The 19,189-nt window shown below is 57.9% G+C and carries 16 protein-coding genes; 3 read left to right on the top strand and 13 right to left on the bottom strand.

What is annotated here, in order from left to right; all coding sequences use genetic code 11:
* Window positions 1–4: 4 nt before the first annotated feature.
* From AO064_RS29970 to mtnA, 13 genes are all read right to left on the bottom strand, one after another.
* Window positions 5–862 (bottom strand): dTDP-4-dehydrorhamnose reductase family protein, encoded by an 858-nt coding sequence (locus tag AO064_RS29970; RefSeq protein WP_082893859.1) that lies wholly within the window; start codon window positions 860–862, stop codon window positions 5–7.
* A 122-nt stretch (window positions 863–984) separates the two neighbouring features.
* Complete coding sequence (locus AO064_RS29965) at window positions 985–2,181, bottom strand: glycosyltransferase family 2 protein (protein WP_082893858.1); 1,197 nt, start codon at window positions 2,179–2,181, stop codon at window positions 985–987.
* 636 nt (window positions 2,182–2,817) lie between these two features.
* Window positions 2,818–3,048, bottom strand: a complete 231-nt coding sequence (locus tag AO064_RS03080; RefSeq protein ID WP_064052334.1) for a lipopolysaccharide assembly protein LapA domain-containing protein — start codon at window positions 3,046–3,048, stop codon at window positions 2,818–2,820.
* A 24-nt stretch (window positions 3,049–3,072) separates the two neighbouring features.
* Entirely contained in the window at window positions 3,073–3,369 is a 297-nt protein-coding gene (gene ihfB, locus AO064_RS03075) for an integration host factor subunit beta (RefSeq protein WP_003218804.1), read from the bottom strand.
* Between the two features lie 132 nt (window positions 3,370–3,501).
* Window positions 3,502–3,786 carry a hypothetical protein gene (locus AO064_RS03070; RefSeq protein ID WP_012722934.1) on the bottom strand — a complete coding sequence of 95 codons (285 nt, stop codon included), beginning with the start codon at window positions 3,784–3,786 and terminating at the stop codon, window positions 3,502–3,504.
* A gap of 162 nt (window positions 3,787–3,948) precedes the next feature.
* Window positions 3,949–5,640, bottom strand: a complete 1,692-nt coding sequence (gene rpsA, locus AO064_RS03065) for a 30S ribosomal protein S1 (RefSeq protein WP_012722933.1) — start codon at window positions 5,638–5,640, stop codon at window positions 3,949–3,951.
* Window positions 5,641–5,760: 120 nt separating this feature from the next.
* Entirely contained in the window at window positions 5,761–6,450 is a 690-nt protein-coding gene (gene cmk / locus AO064_RS03060; RefSeq protein WP_012722932.1) for a (d)CMP kinase, read from the bottom strand.
* Complete coding sequence (locus AO064_RS03055) at window positions 6,447–8,657, bottom strand: bifunctional prephenate dehydrogenase/3-phosphoshikimate 1-carboxyvinyltransferase (protein WP_064052333.1); 2,211 nt, start codon at window positions 8,655–8,657, stop codon at window positions 6,447–6,449. The genes cmk and AO064_RS03055 overlap by 4 nt, the downstream gene beginning before the upstream one ends.
* 28 nt (window positions 8,658–8,685) lie before the next feature.
* Complete coding sequence (hisC, locus tag AO064_RS03050; RefSeq protein WP_012722930.1) at window positions 8,686–9,798, bottom strand: histidinol-phosphate transaminase; 1,113 nt, start codon at window positions 9,796–9,798, stop codon at window positions 8,686–8,688.
* 9 nt (window positions 9,799–9,807) lie between these two features.
* Window positions 9,808–10,902 (bottom strand): prephenate dehydratase, encoded by a 1,095-nt coding sequence (gene pheA / locus AO064_RS03045; RefSeq protein WP_003172650.1) that lies wholly within the window; start codon window positions 10,900–10,902, stop codon window positions 9,808–9,810.
* A complete protein-coding gene (serC, locus tag AO064_RS03040) occupies window positions 10,902–11,987 on the bottom strand; it encodes a 3-phosphoserine/phosphohydroxythreonine transaminase (protein WP_012722929.1) in 1,086 nt (361 codons plus the stop codon). Before serC ends, pheA begins: the two co-directional genes overlap by 1 nt.
* Window positions 11,988–12,098: 111 nt before the next feature.
* A complete protein-coding gene (gene gyrA, locus AO064_RS03035; RefSeq protein WP_064052332.1) occupies window positions 12,099–14,753 on the bottom strand; it encodes a DNA gyrase subunit A in 2,655 nt (884 codons plus the stop codon).
* Between the two features lie 424 nt (window positions 14,754–15,177).
* The gene (gene mtnA / locus AO064_RS03030; protein WP_064052331.1) at window positions 15,178–16,254 is read right to left on the bottom strand and encodes an S-methyl-5-thioribose-1-phosphate isomerase; all 1,077 of its coding nucleotides are present in this window, start codon (window positions 16,252–16,254) and stop codon (window positions 15,178–15,180) included.
* 108 nt (window positions 16,255–16,362) lie between these two features.
* Here mtnA and AO064_RS03025 point away from each other — a divergent pair, with 108 nt between their 5' ends.
* The 3 genes from AO064_RS03025 to mupP all read left to right on the top strand — a co-directional run bounded on the left by AO064_RS03025 (window position 16,363) and on the right by mupP (window position 19,133).
* On the top strand, window positions 16,363–17,694 hold the full coding sequence (locus tag AO064_RS03025) for a TRZ/ATZ family hydrolase (protein WP_064052330.1): 1,332 nt from the start codon (window positions 16,363–16,365) through the stop codon (window positions 17,692–17,694).
* A gap of 64 nt (window positions 17,695–17,758) precedes the next feature.
* A complete protein-coding gene (gene ubiG / locus AO064_RS03020) occupies window positions 17,759–18,457 on the top strand; it encodes a bifunctional 2-polyprenyl-6-hydroxyphenol methylase/3-demethylubiquinol 3-O-methyltransferase UbiG (RefSeq protein WP_003172645.1) in 699 nt (232 codons plus the stop codon).
* Window positions 18,458–18,461: 4 nt separating this feature from the next.
* Window positions 18,462–19,133, top strand: a complete 672-nt coding sequence (mupP, locus tag AO064_RS03015) for an N-acetylmuramic acid 6-phosphate phosphatase MupP (RefSeq protein WP_064052329.1) — start codon at window positions 18,462–18,464, stop codon at window positions 19,131–19,133.
* Window positions 19,134–19,189 lie beyond the last annotated feature (56 nt).

Below are 19,189 nucleotides of genomic sequence, written 5' to 3'. Positions count from 1 at the left end.
TTGCTCATATTCCTGCCTTCATCTTTGCAACCAATGCGCTCCAAGATGAAGGTTTATAACCCGTCACTGACTGAAACCTAGTGGAGTCTAATGACCGATCAATAACCAGTATGTCATCGCGGATAAGCGAGACTTCCTTCTCATATTCTTTGGCTATCAACGATAATAATGAATACTTATCAATCGGAGCGGCGGAAACATGATAAAGGCCCCATACATCCTTTCGAGGAAGAACATAATTCCGTATCACTTCGGCAAGTTCAACTGTCGGCAGCCCTGAAAATATAGCATTTGTATAGCCCTTTACTGTACCTCGCTGAGAAAGAAACCAGTCCACGAGCGAATTACTGGAGCCTAACTCATGACCAATAATAGAGGTACGTAAAGTAATTGTATTGACAGAGTCTACAACCTCACCAATATATTTCGATTTCCCATAAAGGTCTTCCGCGTCAGAAATATCTGACTCCACATAGCCACCTTTACGTCCTGAAAAAACGCAATCCGTACTTATATGCACCAAACGAGTGCCAGCTAACTCACATAATTTTTGCAAACGATGAGGAAGCAAAGAGTTGAGCGGGAGCGTGGCTAGTGGATCCTTTGATGCTGAAAACTGCTTAATAACCCCTATGCAGTTGATCACTACGTCTGGACGAACACGCAACAGCACATTGGTAAGACTCTCAGCGCATAATACGTCTAAATCTGTGATGATATTTTCTTGTAATGTTTCACCAAAATATTTTAATCCTCCAGACCCTCTAAGCGTCCCATTAGTAATATATCGTTCATCACGACTCAAAACGTTAAATACAGCACTACCCAACATTCCAGTAATACCCAGCACTAAGACCTTCATAGGACAACCTCATAGAAAGCTATAGAAAAGAGTTTGAACCTATCTAACCCAACTCACCAACATCTACCACAAGAGTGCATCATGCAGGATCGAAATCATATAAAAAGTAGTTTCATTAGTAGTCACACTTTCAAACCTTGCAACCAGTCAGACACAGAGCGACTATTAAGCTTCAAAGTTAAAAACTCATCTAATTTTTTACGAGCCAATGAAACATCATTCACAACTCCGACAACCGTCGATCCGTTACTTGGGCCCGGATTCCGCAACCTTATAATCCTAGCCTTCAGATAATCCTTTGCAACCAAAAAAAACTCACTGATCAAGGATACAAAACTCACATTGCCCAATTCGTTCGCCTTACGGAAGGCCCTAACTGTTTGTTTGAAATAGTCGGAGTGGTTAAACAAGCATAAAGCGTAAAGCCTTGAGAGGTTGAACCGCTTATACCGATCAACTTCAGGGAGTGTCTCCCATGCAGCGTGTGCCCACACCGTTTCAACACTAAAAAACGATGGAATAATTTCAGGCCACGTTAAATTTTTGAAAGGTGTAAGGTGGGGATCGTTTTTTAACTCACCCTTATGTTTGCCTACTGCACTACGACCACTATTGCTATTACCTCCCCCACCCGGCATGGTAAAAGGGAAGTCTAGCAAATGATAAGTCCCCCCCAATAGACACAGACCAACTGATGCAGACATGTCTGGACTAGTTCCGTGAAAAATTATCCCGTTTTGTTTTTTAATGTTTATCAATAAATGCCGCGAGACTAAACCGTGATAAAGTTTTGGCATACCATCCGTGCCTTGACAAGCAGATCTCGTTGCTGATTTTAAGCACCCAGACACATCGTGACAGGAAATTTTGAAGTCATAAGGATGTACATATATTTTGCCAGCGTGCGCAGAGCCATAGTTTTTCGTTCTGAAATCCGGCCAGTAGTAAGTAGCCTTTACCTTTGGCGTCAACATGTTGATATTGTTATATTTCGCAAACTTCGCCACATCAACAATATAACTTGAAACGGTATCATCATCACCGATAAGGCATACATAATGTCCTTGGGCGAGCGCAATTGCTCTTTCATGGTTTTCAGTCATGGACAAGCGCTCTTGCCAATGAACATACACTAATCTAGGGTTTTTATTACTTTCAACCCAACGGGCTAATGCACACTCGTCATTACTAGTGTCATGCACTACCACCTGGATATGTTCGGAGTGAATCTCCAACAAACTTGAAATACAAGAAATCGCATAAGCAGAGCGATTATGGGTAGCAATCACTATAGAAACCAAATACTTATCGCTATCCATTTAACACCCAAATTAAAATAAAAACTTCTTAAAGATAAAATTAAAACTAAAATTATAATGCTTTTCAAGCATTTAACTGAGGTTTACAGCTCTTCCAATTACTTTCCAGCCCTAGGCATTCGCTTTAGAGCCGGAGAGCCTCCAACCACCGTTCAACGGTCGACGCCCCATAGCCTTCAACGCCTAATAAAGGCTGCAATAGAATCCGGAGATACGAGCAGACCATCCTTCATGCGTCGGCGCATCGAGAGATAGATATTATCTCAAGACGCTTGCTTTGTTCAATGAACTAGAGATATTAGGAAGAGAACGCAGGTTGTTTCAGCCATGCATTTCACGGAGAGTAATCAAAAAGCTAGATTGGATGTTCTTGCCTGAATTCAGATGCGTCCAAAATTAGTAGCACGCTAACAAATATCGGCATGTCTAGAAGACAGGAAAAACACAACCTCATCGTACCTCTCGGGCCAGAACGAGAGGAAAATGAAGGGGTTGAAATTGATCACTATTTTAAGCCCTGCACCCTCAAAGTCAAAAGCGATCACGCATGCGCGATTTTCAGCCGCCTTCCACATGGCGACTGATATCTGAATCTCACAGGCAAGACAGGAGAGAGCCGCCAGCTCTTGGCAACTGCTAGTTCTTCAAACCCGAACGTTTACGACCGAGTAGCAGGCTCAACACAGGTCCGACAGCCAATCCAATGATTAGACCCAGTGTCACGAAAACTGAAACTGGAAGCTCAGCCGTGGTCCAGCCAAGAAAAGATAATGACGCGGCTTGTTGGTTCTCCAGTACAAAGGCCAATACAACCAGAGCCAATAATAGGACGAACGCTGCCAGTAAAGCGCGCTTGAATCTAAGCATGATCTTCTCCGAGGCAAAATCGAATCAAACCCCCTCTTCCTCATCCTCATTCACCCGATCCCGCAACTCCTTCCCCGGCTTGAAATGAGGCACAAACTTCCCATCCAGACTCACCGACTGCCCAGTCTTGGGATTCCGCCCTACCCGCGGCGCGCGATAGTGCAGCGAGAAGCTGCCAAACCCACGGATCTCAATCCGATCACCAGTCGCCAGGCACTGGGACATTTGCTCGAGCATGGTCTTGATAGCCAGCTCAACATCCTTGGATGAGAGCAGCCCTTGATGGGTGACAATTCGTTCGATCAACTCCGACTTCGTCATATTTTTCCCTTCTTTTTCAAGCAGCTAGGAAAAGCGCTTCGAAGGTTTTAGCATGACTTGATGAATTTGAACAGCCCACGCATAAACTTATCTGCGGGTTAAATAAACACCTGCGTGAAACACGTAACCGCCTCAATTGCAGATGACGAGCATCTTGCGAGTCACCGCGCCAGCAGGGTTCCAGCCGAACAGGTAGTCGCCCTCTTCGTCCGTGGCGTCACTGGACTTGGTGATGACCTTATAGCCCTGCATCTTGCACTCACGGGCGGCGCGCTTCTCGCACTTGTCCCACTTGTTGCCCAGCCCCGAGCAGTCGATCTCGATGCCGCTGACGCCGCGCTTAGCGTGGGTCTTGGCACTGGTGGTAGAGCAGCCTGCGAGCATGAGCACTGCGAGTATTACAATAAGCCTGTTCATTCAACTCCTTACTGAAGCGACATCACGAGAACCGCTTTTTTCCTAAGACTATAGTCAGTTCTGACACTGATCTACTCACCTTGGTTCTCGACGTTGATTCAACAAATTTCAGGCACAAAAAAGGGCGACCGAAGTCGCCCTTTTTCTATGGTCTGACAGAACTTAGTTCTGTTTTTCCATTTGTGCACGCAACAGGTCGCCCAGAGTGGTAGGACCAGCAGCGATGCTATCCGAAGGCTTGTCTTTCAAGCTTTGGATGGCTTCTTTCTCTTCAGCATCGTCTTTCGACTTGATGGAGAGCTGGATTACACGGCTCTTGCGGTCAACGCTGATGATCTTGGCTTCTACTTCCTGGCCTTCTTTCAGAACGTTACGTGCGTCTTCAACGCGGTCACGGCTGATTTCGGAGGCTTTCAGAGTCGCTTCGATATCGTCGGCCAGAGTGATGATGGCGCCTTTAGCGTCAACTTCTTTCACGATGCCTTTAACGATTGCGCCTTTGTCGTTGTCCTGAACGTATTCAGAGAACGGGTCGCTTTCCAGTTGCTTGATACCCAGGGAGATACGCTCGCGCTCTGGGTCAACCGACAGGATAACGGTGTCCAGCTCGTCGCCCTTCTTGAAACGACGAACAGCTTCTTCGCCCACTTCGTTCCAGGAGATGTCGGACAGGTGAACCAGGCCGTCGATGCCGCCGTCCAGACCAATGAAGATACCGAAATCGGTGATCGACTTGATGGTGCCGGAGATTTTATCGCCCTTGTTGAACTGGCCAGAGAAATCTTCCCATGGGTTAGATTTGCACTGCTTGATGCCGAGGGAGATACGACGACGCTCTTCGTCGATGTCCAGAACCATAACTTCCACTTCGTCGCCGACTTGTACGACTTTCGAAGGGTGGATGTTTTTGTTGGTCCAGTCCATTTCGGAAACGTGTACCAGGCCTTCAACGCCTTCTTCCAGCTCAGCGAAGCAGCCGTAGTCGGTCAGGTTGGTAACACGTGCGGTGACGCGAGTGCTTTCTGGGTAACGGGCTTTGATAGCGACCCATGGATCTTCACCCAGTTGCTTCAGGCCCAGGGAAACACGGTTGCGTTCGCGATCGTATTTCAGAACCTTGACATCGATCTCGTCGCCAACGTTGACGATTTCGGAAGGATGCTTGATGCGCTTCCAAGCCATGTCGGTAATGTGCAGCAGGCCATCCACGCCACCCAGGTCGACGAATGCGCCGTAGTCGGTGAGGTTTTTGACGATACCTTTGACTTGTTGGCCTTCCTGCAGGGATTCCAGCAGAGCTTCACGCTCGGCGGAGTTCTCTGCTTCCAGGACGCTGCGACGGGAAACGACAACGTTGTTGCGTTTCTGATCGAGTTTGATGACCTTGAATTCGAGTTCTTTGCCTTCCAGGTGCGTGGTGTCGCGCACTGGACGAACGTCGACCAAAGAACCTGGCAGGAACGCACGGATGCCGTTAACGTCGACAGTGAAGCCGCCTTTAACCTTACCGTTGATAACGCCCTTGACCACTTCTTCAGCTGCGAAGGCTGCTTCGAGAACAATCCAGCATTCAGCGCGCTTGGCTTTTTCACGGGACAGCTTGGTTTCACCGAAACCGTCTTCAACCGAGTCCAGAGCAACGTGAACTTCGTCACCGACATTGATTGTCAGATCACCAGCATCGTTGTAGAACTGTTCCAGCGGGATCAGAGCTTCAGACTTCAGACCAGCGTGAACGGTTACCCAGCGAGCTTGGTAATCGATATCAACGATAACACCGGTGATGATGGAGCCTGCCTGAAGGTTCAGGGTTTTTAGGCTTTCTTCAAAGAGTTCCGCAAAGCTTTCGCTCATTTTAATTCCTGTTGATAAGGGCGAAGAATACGCCCATCTCCACACCCCAGACGGTGTGGGTCAGTTTCAGTTAAAAGAAGCCACCGCAGGACTATGACTGGTCCCCTGCGGCCTTCTTGGTCACCCGGCGATATCGCGAATGGCGATCTCGCTCATGATGCGTTCCAGCACCTGCTCGATGGACAACTCCGTGGAATCCAGCTGTATGGCATCAGCCGCCGGTTTAAGCGGGGCTACTGCGCGCTGGGTATCACGCTCATCGCGTGCACGGATCTCATCTAGCAGACTCGACAGACTAACACCATCGACTTTGCCCTTCAACTGCAAGTAACGGCGGCGAGCCCGCTCCTCGGCGCTGGCGGTCAGGAAAATCTTCAAGGGCGCCTCGGGAAACACCACGGTTCCCATGTCACGGCCATCAGCCACCAGGCCCGGCGGCTCCTGAAACGCCCGCTGGCGCTGCAGCAGCGCATCACGCACGGCCGGCAGCGCAGCAACCTGGGAAGCCCAGGAGCCGACTTGTTCGTTACGCAGGTCATCCGTCACATCATCCCCTTCGAGGATGATGCGCTGGGGATGACCTTCCGTCGCGCCGACGAACTGCACATCCAGGTGCGCCGCCAGCAGCTTCAGGGATTCTTCGTTGGTCAGGTCGACGCCATGGTTGCGAGCGGCAAATGCCAGCAGGCGGTACAGCGCGCCGGAATCCAGCAGGCACCAGCCCAGGCGCTTGGCCAGGATGCCGGCGATCGTGCCTTTGCCCGAGCCGCTTGGCCCGTCGATGGTAATCACCGGTGCTTTGATATTCACAATTGAGCCTCTTGGGCAACACGGATGCCGACGTGGGCACACAGTGTAAGAAAGTTCGGAAAAGACGTAGCAACATTGGCGCAGTCATGGATACGAATCGGCGCCGCCGCCCGTAGGGAAGCTACGCTGAACGCCATGGCAATCCGGTGATCGCCATGGGCGTGCACGTCGCCACCGCCCATCAGGCCACCGTCAATGATAATCCCATCAGGGGTCGGTTCACACTTCACCCCCAGTGCCAGCAGACCATCGGCCATGACCTGAATACGGTCGGACTCCTTCACGCGCAGCTCTTGCGCCCCACGCAACACGGTCCGCCCTTCGGCGCAGGCCGCCGCGACGAACAGCACCGGGAACTCATCGATGGCCAACGGCACCAGCGCTTCGGGAATCTCGATCCCCTTCAATGACGCCGCACGCACCCGCAAGTCCGCCACAGGCTCGCCGCCGACTTCGCGCTGATTTTCCAGGGTGATATCCGCCCCCATCAGCCGCAGGATCTCGATCACCCCGGTACGCGTCGGATTGACCCCCACGTGCTCCAGCAAAAGCTCGGAACCCTCGGCGATCGACGCCGCCACCAGGAAAAATGCGGAGGAGGAAATATCCCCCGGCACTTCTATATGGGTGGCGATCAAGGCATGACCCGACTCCAGCGAAGCCGTCGCGCCCTCCACCGCCACCGGGTAACCAAAACCGCGCAACATGCGCTCGGTATGGTCACGGGTCGGTGCCGGTTCGGTCACGGCGGTCTTGCCCTCGGCATATAACCCCGCCAGTAACAGGCAGGACTTGACCTGGGCACTGGCCATCGGCATGGCGTACGTCAGGCCTTTCAACGCCTGACCACCCCGAATAGTCAGCGGCGGACGCCCTTCCGGCCCGGTCTCGATCACCGCGCCCATGTCCCGCAGAGGCTTGGCCACGCGATTCATCGGGCGCTTGGACAGGGACGCGTCGCCCGTCAGCACACTGTCGAAGCGCTGCGCGGCCAGCAAACCGGACAGCAGGCGCATCGACGTACCGGAGTTACCCAGGTAGATCGGCCCCGGTGCCGGCTTCAAGCCATGCAACCCCACGCCATGGATGGTCACGCGCCCATGGTGCGGCCCTTCAATCACAACGCCCATGTCACGAAACGCCTGCAACGTCGCCAAGGCGTCCTCGCCTTCGAGGAAACCTTCGACCTCAGTCACACCCTCGGCCAACGAACCCAGCATGATCGACCGATGGGAGATCGACTTGTCACCCGGCACCCGAATGCGTCCGCTCAAGCGGCCGCCCGGGTTGGCGAGGAAGGTCAGGTCATCGGTGTTCACAGCGGTTTCCATGTAGGCCCGGCGCGCCAGGATCTTGCTGAAATGCTCACGCGCCACCCGCGCACGGGTGAACACGCCCAATAATTGGTGGCCATCTCCGGCATCGACCGCGTCGCGCAAGGCGTCGAGGTCACTGCGGAAGGTGTCCAGGGTGCGCAACACCGCTTCGCGATTGGCGAGGAAGATGTCGTGCCACATCACCGGGTCGCTGCCGGCAATCCGCGTGAAATCGCGAAAGCCACCGGCGGCGTAACGGAAAATCTCAAGGTTTTCGTTGCGCTTGGCCAGCGAGTCCACCAGGCCAAAAGCGAGCAAATGCGGCAAATGGCTGGTCGCCGCCAGCACTTCGTCGTGACGCTCGACCTGCATGTGCTCGACATCCGCCCCCAGCTCACGCCACAGACGATCCACCACCGCCAACGCGGCCGGGTCTGTTTGCGCAAGCGGCGTCAGGATGACTTTGTGGCGACGGAACAGCTGCGCATTCGACGCTTCCACCCCGCTCTGCTCGGAACCGGCAATCGGATGGCCCGGCACAAAGCGCGCGGGCATGCCGCCAAACGCCTGTTGCGCCGCACGCACCACATTGCCCTTGGCACTGCCGACATCCGTCAGGATCGCCTGGCCCAGGTCCATGCCCGCCAACACGGCCAGGAGCTTCTCCATGGCCAGGATCGGCACGGCCAGCTGGATCACGTCAGCGCCCTGGCACGCGAGCGCCAGGTCCGCCTCACAACGATCCACCACCCCCAACTCAACCGCCAATGTGCGCGATTGCGGGTCCAGGTCCACACCGACCACTTCGCCGCACAGCCCGCTTTCACGCAGGCCTTTGGCGAAAGAGCCGCCGATCAACCCCAGACCGACCACCACCAGGCGACCGATCATAGGCACAGCAGGTTGCAATGCAGTGACATCAACCACGAGCCAGAACCTTGGCCAACGCCTCCAGGAAGCGGCTGTTTTCAGCCGGCAAACCGATGGTGATACGCAGGTGGTTCGGCATGCCGTAGTTGGCCACCGGACGCACGATCACGCCTTCGCGCAGCAGGCCCTGGAAGACCGGGGCAGCCACTTGGCCGAGGTCGACGCAGATGAAGTTGCCCTTGGACGGAATCCAGCCCAGGCCCAACTCACGGAAGCCTTGCTGCAACTGCAACATGCCGCTTTCGTTGATGCGACGGCCTTCTTCCAGGTACTCGGCATCCTTCACCGCCGCACAGGCCGCCGCCAGGGCGAGGCTGTTGACGTTGAACGGCTGGCGCACGCGGTTCAGCACGTCAGCGACGACCGCGCTGGACAAACCGTAGCCGACCCGCAGCGACGCCAGGCCGTAAGCCTTGGAGAAGGTGCGCGAGACCAGCAGGTTCGGGTAGGCAGCCAGGAAATCCAGGCCGTCCGGCAGGTCGCTGCCTTCGGCGTATTCGATGTACGCCTCGTCCAGCACCACCAGCACGTGCTCAGGCACGTCTTGCAGGAAGTCGTTCAGCGCCTGAGCGTCGAACCAGGTGCCTGTCGGGTTGTTCGGGTTGGCGATAAACACCACGCGGGTCTGTGCGTCGATGGCCGCCAGCATGGCCGGCAGGTCATGGCCCCACTCCTTCGCAGGAATAATGCGCGCGTCAGCGCCGACCGCCTGGGTCACGATCGGATAGACCGCGAACGCATGCTCACTGAACACCGCGTTCAGGCCCGGCGCCAGGTAGGCACGACCGACCAGCTCAAGAATGTCGTTGGAACCGTTACCCAGGGTCACTTGGTTCAGCTCGACCCGGCACTTCTCCGCCAGCAGGGACTTGAGCGCAAAGCCGTTGCCATCGGGATAGCGGGTCAGCTCAGCCAACTCTTCACGGATCGCCGCCAGGACTTTAGGGCTAGGGCCCAGCGGGTTCTCATTACTTGCCAACTTGACGATTTTGGACGGATCCAGGTTCAACTCACGCGCCAGCTCGTCCACAGGCTTGCCCGGAACGTAAGGCGACAGTTGTTGCACGCCCGGCTGAGCCAGGGCGAGGAAGTTGCCACTCATGTTAACGCCTCACAGAACCGCTTTCGGGTAAGAGCCCAGCACCTTGAGTGCAACGGCTTCCTGACTGATTTTCTCGAGCACGCCTTTGACCAGTGGGTCGCGGTGATGGCCGATGAAGTCGATAAAGAACACGTAAGTCCATTTACCGCTGCGCGAAGGACGCGTCTCGATGCGCGTCAGGTCAATCCCGTTGTCGTGGAACGGCACCAGCAGTTCATGCAGCGCGCCGGGCTTGTTGCTCATGGAGACGATGATCGAAGTCTTGTCGTCGCCGGTCGGCGGCACTTCCTGGCTGCCGATCATCAGGAAGCGCGTGGAGTTGTCCGGGCGGTCCTCGATTTTCTCGGCCAGGCGCGTCAGGCCGTACAGGCCCGCCGCCATATCACCGGCGATGGCCGCCGAGTTCCACTCACCCTTGACCCGCTTGGCCGCTTCGGCGTTGCTGGAGACCGCCACGCGCTCGACATTCGGGTAATGCGCATCCAGCCACTTGCGGCACTGGGCCAGGGACTGGGCGTGGGAGTAGATCCGGCTGATGCTGTCGGTCTTGGTGTTCTCGCCCACCAACAGGTGGTGGTGGATACGCAACTCGACTTCGCCGCAGATCACCATGTCGTGCTCGAGGAAGCTGTCCAGCGTGTGGTTGACCGCGCCTTCGGTGGAGTTTTCCACCGGCACCACGCCAAAATTTACCGCGCCGGCTGCCACTTCACGGAACACTTCGTCGATCGCCGCCATGGGCTTGCTGATCACTGCGTGACCGAAGTGCTTCATGGCCGCCGCTTGGGTGAAGGTGCCCTCAGGGCCGAGATAAGCCACTTTCAGTGGCTGCTCCAGCGCCAGGCACGAGGACATGATTTCACGGAACAACCGCGCCATTTCCTCGTTGCCCAACGGGCCCTTGTTGCGTTCCATCACGCGCTTGAGCACCTGGGCTTCACGCTCAGGCCGGTAGAACACCGGCACTTCACCTTCCGCCAGGGACGCCATCTTCACGCGTGCCACTTCTTGGGCGCACCGCGCGCGCTCACTGATCAGTTCCAGGACTTTCTCGTCCAGGCTGTCAATGCGTACGCGCAGGGCCTTGAGTTCTTGCTCAGACATTAGCCGTGTTCCTTTTCGAACTCTGCCATGTAGGCAATCAGCGCCTTGATGGCATTGATGTCGACAGCGTTGTAGATGGAGGCGCGCATGCCACCGACCGAACGGTGGCCCTTGAGGTTCAGCAGGCCGCGTTCGTCGGCACCGGCCAGGAATGGCTTGTCCAGGCGATCGTCAGCCAGGCGGAACGGCACGTTCATCCACGAGCGGTCGGTCAGGTTGATCGGGTTGCTGTACAGGCCGCTGGCGTCGATGAAGTCGTACAGGGTGCGCTTCTTCTCTTCGTTGAGCTTGCCCATGGCGGCGACACCGCCCTGCTCTTTCAGCCACTCGAAGACCAGGCCGGACAGGTACCAGGCGAACGCCGGCGGGGTGTTGTACATCGAGCCATTATCGGCCGCGACCTTGTAGTTGAGCATGGTCGGGCACAGCGAACGGGCACGCCCCAGCAGGTCTTCGCGGATGATGTTGACCAGGATGCCGCTCGGGCCGATGTTCTTCTGCGCACCCGCGTAGATCATGCCGTACTTGGACACATCGATCGGGCGCGAAAGGATGTCAGAAGACATGTCGCACACCAGCGGAACGTCGCCAACTTCCGGTACCCAGTCGAATTCCAGGCCGCCGATGGTTTCGTTCGCTACGTAATGCACGTAGGCGGCGTCCTTCGACAGCTTCCACTCGTTCTGGCCGGGAATGGCAAAGTAATCGTAAGGCTTGGCGGTGCCCGCCACATTGACGTGACCGTAGCGGGAGGCCTCTTCAATGGCTTTCTGACCCCAGATACCGGTGTCGATGTAGTCGGCAGTGCCGTCTTCCGGCAGCAGGTTCAGCGGGATCTGGGCGAACTGCTGGCTCGCGCCGCCCTGCAGGAACAGCACTTTGTAGTGGGAGGGGATGCCCAGCAAGTCGCGCAGATCCTGCTCGGCCTTGGTGGCAATGGACACGAACTCATCGCTGCGATGGCTCATTTCCATCACGGAGAGGCCTTTTCCATGCCAGTCGAGGAGTTCACCCTGCGCACGCTGCAGGACTGCTTCAGGAAGCGCCGCGGGACCGGCACAGAAGTTATAGGCTCTCTTGCTCACATCCAATCTCACTCTGATCTGGTGGGGTGGTGCAATAAACGGGTGTTTCAATACTTTCATAAGGGACAAACAACAAGGGGGCGAATCTTCATCCGCCCCCTGTGTGTCCGCTTATTCCTGCGGTTCTTCTTCGTCTGCGGCAGCATCGAGGGTTGGCTCGTCGACGTTGTCATCGCCTGCTGCGATCACCTCGCCTTCAATTTCCTCGCCCTCCAGCGCTTCGCCTTCGACTTCCGACGGCTCCTGGACACGCTCCAGGCCGACCAGTTTTTCGTCTTTGGCCAGCTTGATCAAGGTCACGCCCTGGGTGTTACGGCCCAGGCTCGACACTTCAGCCACACGGGTACGCACCAGGGTGCCCTGGTCGGAAATCAGCATGATTTCCTCGCCGTCGAGCACCTGGACCGCGCCGACCAGACGGCCGTTGCGGTCGTTGCTGACCATGGCGATCACGCCCTGGCCGCCACGCTTGTACTCCGGGAACTCGCTGATGGCCGTACGCTTGCCATAACCGCGCTCGGAAGCGGTGAGGATCTGGCTGCCTTCTTCCGGGATCAGCATCGAAATCAGCTTCTGCCCTTCCGGCAGGCGCATGCCGCGCACACCGCGGGCGGTACGGCCCATGGCACGAACGTCGGATTCCTTGAAGCGCGTCACCTTGCCACCGTCGGAGAACAGCATGACTTCACGCTCGCCATCGGTGATGGCGGCGGAGATCAGTACGTCGCCTTCGTCCAGCTCCAGGGCGATCAGGCCCACGCTGCGTTGACGGCTGAAGGATTCCAGCGGGGTCTTCTTCACGGTGCCTTTGGCGGTCGCCATGAAGATGAAGTGACCTTCGGTGTATTCCTCGACCGGCAGCATGGTGGTGATGTATTCATCACTGTCCAGCGGCAGCAGGTTGACCAGCGGACGACCACGGGCGGCACGCGACGCTTCCGGGATTTCGTAGGTTTTCAGCCAGTACACCTTGCCCTTGCTGGAGAACAGCAGCAGCGTGGTGTGACTGTTGGCGACCAGCAGGTGAGCGATGTAGTCCTCATCCTTGACGCCGGTAGCCGATTTACCTTTACCGCCACGGCGCTGGGCCTGGTACGCCGCCAACGGCTGGGTCTTGGCATAGCCACCGTGGGAAATGGTCACCACACGCTCTTCTTCCGGGATCATGTCACCCAGGGTCAGGTCGAGGCGCGCGTCGAGGATCTCGGTGCGGCGCACGTCGCCGTATTCGGCGCGGATCACTTCCAGTTCTTCGCGGATCACTTCCATCAGGCGCACGGCGCTGCTGAGGATGCGGATCAACTCGCCGATCTGGTTGAGGATCTCCTGGTACTCGGCCAGCAGCTTCTCGTGCTCCAGGCCGGTCAGGCGGTGCAGGCGCAGTTCCAGGATGGCCTGGGCCTGTTCCGGCGACAGGAAGTACTTGCCGTCACGCAGGCCGTATTGCGGGTCCAGGGTCTCCGGACGGCACGAGTCGGCGCCGGCACGTTCAACCATCGCCACGACAGCGCTGGACTCCCACGGCATCTTGATCAGGGCTTCTTTAGCTTCCGACGGGGTCGGCGAAGCCTTGATCAGGGCGATCACCGGGTCGATGTTCGACAGCGCAACCGCCTGGCCTTCCAGGATGTGGCCGCGCTCGCGGGCCTTGCGCAGTTCGAACACGGTACGGCGGGTAACGACTTCGCGACGGTGACGGACGAAGGCTTCCAGCAGATCCTTGAGGTTCAGGATGCGTGGGCGGCCATCGATCAGTGCAACCACGTTGATACCAAACACGCTTTGCAGCTGGGTCTGGGCATAGAGGTTGTTGAGGATCACCTCAGGCACTTCGCCACGGCGCAGCTCGATCACAACACGCATACCGTCTTTGTCGGACTCGTCGCGCAGCTCGGTGATGCCTTCCAGCTTCTTCTCTTTAACCAGCTCGGCGATCTTCTCGATCAGACGCGCCTTGTTCAGCTGGTAAGGGAGCTCGGTGATGACGATCTGCTGGCGGCCACCGACCTTGTCGATGTCTTCGATCATCGAGCGGGCGCGCATGTAAATGCGGCCGCGACCGGTGCGGTAGGCTTCGATGATGCCGGCGCGACCGTTGATGATCGCGGCGGTCGGGAAGTCCGGACCGGGGATGTATTGCATCAGCTCATCGACGGTCAGCTCGGGGTTGTCGATGAGGGCCAGGCAACCGTCGATGACTTCACCGAGGTTGTGCGGCGGGATGTTGGTGGCCATGCCCACGGCGATACCGCTGGAACCGTTGACCAGCAGGTTGGGGATCTTGGTTGGCATGACGGCCGGGATCATTTCGGTGCCGTCGTAGTTCGGCACCCAGTCCACGGTTTCTTTATGCAGGTCGGCCAGCAGCTCGTGCGCCAGCTTGGTCATGCGCACTTCGGTGTATCGCATGGCTGCGGCATTGTCGCCGTCGACCGAACCGAAGTTGCCCTGGCCGTCTACCAGCAGGTAGCGCAGGGAAAACGGCTGGGCCATCCGAACGATGGTGTCGTACACCGCAGTGTCGCCGTGAGGGTGATACTTACCGATCACGTCACCGACAACACGGGCAGATTTCTTGTACGGCTTGTTCCAGTCGTTACCCAGCTCGCTCATCGCGAACAGCACACGCCGGTGCACGGGCTTCAAGCCATCGCGCGCATCAGGCAGTGCCCGACCGACAATTACGCTCATCGCGTAGTCGAGGTAGGACTGTTTCAGCTCGTCTTCGATATTGACCGGGAGGATTTCTTTGGCCAGTTCGCCCATGAGAAGCCTGATTCCTTTTTCGGGTGAAACCTCGTCACATCCATTTGGGACGAACGAAGCTCGCCGCTGCCGGCAGAGTGCCTGACAACGACTTACGACAAATCAACGAGTTATGACACGGATCTGCACGTTATAGGCCACCCCTCGGGGTGGCCCTGGAAACCGCCGGATGTTATCACAATCGCCGCCACGCACCTATCCCCCTGATGCGCATGGAGCATAGTAAGTTGACGGATGACAGGCTTGAGGGCGACGAGAGGGGCTCAGAGGTGGGTTGGTGCTTTTTTCTGAGGCCAGATCCGAGGGTTTTGTTGACTTATAAAGCCAATCGGGGGCAAGCCCCCGCCCACATTTTGAATGCGTTCGCCGTTCACGTGTGGGAGGGGGCTTGCCCCCGAAGGCCATTTCACAAACACCGCACCCCTCAATGCAACCGCTTACGGCACATCAACTTGGCCAACTTGGCCGTATCCGGCCGCTCGACCACACCTTTCTCGGTCACGATCACGTCGATCAGGTCGGCCGGCGTCACGTCAAACACCGGGTTGTAGGCATTCACATCCGCCGCAAAGCGCTGGCCGGCCACTTCCAGCAACTCACCAATATCGCGCTCTTCCAGGGCAACGTCATCGCCAGTGGCCATCATCATGTCCAGGGTGGAACTCGGCGCCACCACCATGAAACGCACGCCATGGTGCATCGCGCACACCGCCAGCTGGTAGGTGCCGATCTTGCTGATCACATCACCATTGGCGGCAATGCAATCGGCGCCGACGATCACCCACGTCACGCCTTTGGTCTTGAGGATATGCGCCCCCGCCGAATCGGCATTCACCGTTACCGGAATGCCCTCGCCCGCCAGTTCCCAGGCGGTCAGCCGCGAACCTTGCAGCCAGGGGCGCGTTTCGTTGGCATAGACCTGCTCGACCATGCCCTCCAGGTAGGCTGCGCGAATCACTCCGAGCGCCGTTCCCACGCCGCCGGTCGCCAGGGCGCCTGCGTTGCCGTGGGTGAGGATGGCCTGGGCATTGCCCTGGTGCTTGCGGATCAGTTCGACGCCCAGTTGGGCCATGGTCAGGTTGGCTTCGCGATCACTTTCATGGATCGCAATGGCTTCGGCTTCCAGCACCGCCAGCGGATCGGCGTGCTTCTTGACGCGATCCAGACGGTCGCGCATGCGCTTCAACGCCCAGAACAGGTTCGATGCGGTGGGACGGGCATCGGCTAACAGTGCGTAGTCTTCTTCCCAGGCAGCCTGCCAGTCACCGCCCTCGGCGATGCGCACACGGGCCGCCAACACCAGGCCATACGCAGCACTGATGCCAATGGCCGGCGCACCGCGCACCACCATCGTACGGATGGCTGCCGCCACGTCTTCGACCGTCACGCAGGCCACCCAGCTTTCCCGGGATGGCAAGGCGCGCTGATCGAGCAGGTACAGCGCGCCATCACGCCAATCGATGGCCTTCACCTTCTCCGCTGCCAACAGTCGATCGCGCATCCCTTACTCCGCACTCAAGAACAAAGCCGCCGATTATAGCGATCCGCCAGCCAGGACGCTCGGGTATACTTCGCCCTTCTTTTATAGCTGCCTGGGAAGAAGCCCGCGATGACCGCCACTGCCGCCCCGCTCGACGTGTTGCTGCTGCCAACCTGGCTGGTGCCTGTCGAACCCGCTGGCGTGGTGCTCAAGGAGCATGGCCTGGGCATCCGCGATGGGCGCATTGCCTTTATCGGGCCACGGGCAGCGGCCTTGAAGCTGGCAACCCACGAGGTGCGCGAGCTGCCGGGCATGCTGCTCAGCCCCGGCCTGATCAACGCCCACGGGCATGCGGCGATGAGCCTGTTTCGCGGCCTGGCCGACGACCTGCCGCTGATGACCTGGCTGGAAAAACACATCTGGCCCGCCGAGGCCAAGTGGGTTGATGAAGCGTTCGTACGCGACGGCACCGACCTGGCCATCGCCGAGCAGCTCAAGGGTGGCATCACCTGCTTCTCCGACATGTACTTTTACCCCAAGGTCGCCAGCGACTGCGTGCATAACAGCGGCATGCGCGCACAGATCGCGATTCCGATCCTCGACTTCCCGATTCCCGGCGCCAGCACGGCCGATGAGGCGATTCGCCAGGGCATCGAACTGTTCGGCGACCTCAAGCACCACCCGCGCATCAAGATCACCTTCGGCCCCCACGCGCCTTACACCGTGTGCGATGACAACCTGGAAAAAATCCGCGTAATCGCCGAAGAGCTGGACGCCACGATCCATATGCATGTTCACGAAACCGCCTTTGAAGTGCAGCAAGCCGTCGAGCAGACCGGCGAACGCCCACTGGCGCGCCTGGGTCGCCTCGGGCTGTTGGGGCCGCGCTTCCAGGCCGTTCATATGACCCAAATCAGCGAGGATGACCTGGCTTTGCTGGTAGAAAGCAACACCAGCGTCATCCATTGCCCGGAATCCAACCTGAAACTGGCCAGCGGCTTTTGCCCGGTGGAGCGTCTGTGGCAGGCTGGCGTGAATGTGGCCATCGGCACCGATGGCGCCGCCAGCAACAATGACCTCGACCTGCTGGGCGAAACCCGCACCGCGGCGATGCTGGCGAAGGCCGTCGCCGGTTCGGCCACGGCGCTGGATGCCCACCGGGCCCTGCGCATGGCGACGCTCAATGGCGCGCGGGCCATGGGCCTGGAAAGCGAGATTGGCTCGCTGGAGGTCGGCAAGGCGGCGGATATCGTTGCCTTCGATCTGTCAGGGCTGGCGCAACAACCGATCTACGATCCGGTCTCACAGCTTATATATGCCACCGGACGCGATTGCGTGAAACACCTTTGGGTCGCCGGCAAGCAATTGCTCGACGACCGGCAGTTGACCCGCATGGATGAACACCAGTTGACCGCCACGGCCATCGCCTGGGGTCAACGTATCAGCGGGCACCGCGAATAACGCCGGTCTTGAACCGTATCGTTCAGGACTGACAAACCGATTTATCAGATTTAGAGGATTCACCATGAGCAACGTCGACCACGCCGAAATCGCCAAATTCGAAGCCCTGGCTCACCGCTGGTGGGACCGCGAAAGCGAGTTCAAACCCCTGCACGACATCAACCCGCTGCGGGTCAACTGGATTGACGAACGCGTCAACCTGGCCGGCAAGAAGGTGCTGGACGTGGGCTGCGGCGGCGGCATCCTCAGCGAAGCCATGGCCCAGCGCGGCGCGACCGTGATGGGCATCGACATGGGTGAAGCGCCCTTGGCGGTGGCCCAGCTGCACCAGCTGGAATCCGGCGTGAGCGTGGAGTATCGCCAGATCACCGCCGAAGCCCTGGCTGAAGAGATGCCCGAGCAGTTCGACGTGGTCACCTGCCTGGAAATGCTCGAGCACGTGCCGGACCCGTCCTCGGTGATCCGTGCGTGCTTCCGTATGGTCAAGCCGGGCGGCCAGGTGTTCTTCTCCACCATCAACCGCAACCCCAAGGCCTACCTGTTCGCGATCATCGGCGCCGAATACATCATGAAGCTGCTGCCGCGCGGCACCCATGACTTCAAGAAATTCATCCGCCCTTCCGAGCTGGGCGCCTGGAGCCGCCAGGCCGGGCTGACCGTCAAGGACATCATCGGCCTGACCTACAACCCGCTGACCAAACACTACAAGCTGGCCAGCGATGTTGACGTCAACTACATGATCCAGACCCTGCGCGAGGAGTGAGCCTGTGAAGTTGCGAGCGGTTCTCTTCGATATGGACGGTACCCTGCTGGACACCGCGCCGGACTTTATCGCCATCTGCCAGGCCATGCGCGCCGACCGCGGCCTGGCGCCGATCAATCCCCAGCACATCCGCGATGAAATCTCCGGCGGTGCGCGGGCGATGGTCGCCGTGACCTTCTCGATGGACCCGGAATCCCCAGGTTTTGAAGCGCTGCGCCAGGAGTTCCTCGAACGCTACCTCAAGGGCTGCGCGGTCCACAGCAAATTGTTCGACGGCATGGCCGAGCTGCTGGAAGACATCGAAAAAGCCAAGCTGATCTGGGGCGTGGTCACCAATAAGCCACTGCGCTTTGCCGAACCGATCATGCAGCAGCTGGGCCTGGCCGAGCGCTCGGCGCTGCTGATCTGCCCCGACCATGTGAAAAACAGCAAGCCGGACCCGGAGCCGATGATCCTGGCGTGCAAGATGCTCGACCTGGACCCGGCCAGCGTGCTGTTCGTGGGCGATGACCTGCGCGATATCGAGTCCGGCCGCGACGCCGGCACCCGTACCGCGGCGGTGACCTACGGCTATATCCACCCGGACGACAACCCGCGCCATTGGGGTGCGGATGTGGTGGTGGATCACCCGCTGGAGCTGCGTAAAGTGCTGGATAACGCACTGTGCAGTTGCTGATTGGGAATGCTTGCGGCTGATGTGCCTTTGTGGCGAGGGAGCTTGCTCCCGCTGGG

Source organism: Pseudomonas marginalis (assembly GCF_001645105.1).
GTDB classification, from domain to species: domain Bacteria; phylum Pseudomonadota; class Gammaproteobacteria; order Pseudomonadales; family Pseudomonadaceae; genus Aquipseudomonas; species Aquipseudomonas petroselini.
This window is presented reverse-complemented; position numbering and strand designations above follow the sequence as displayed.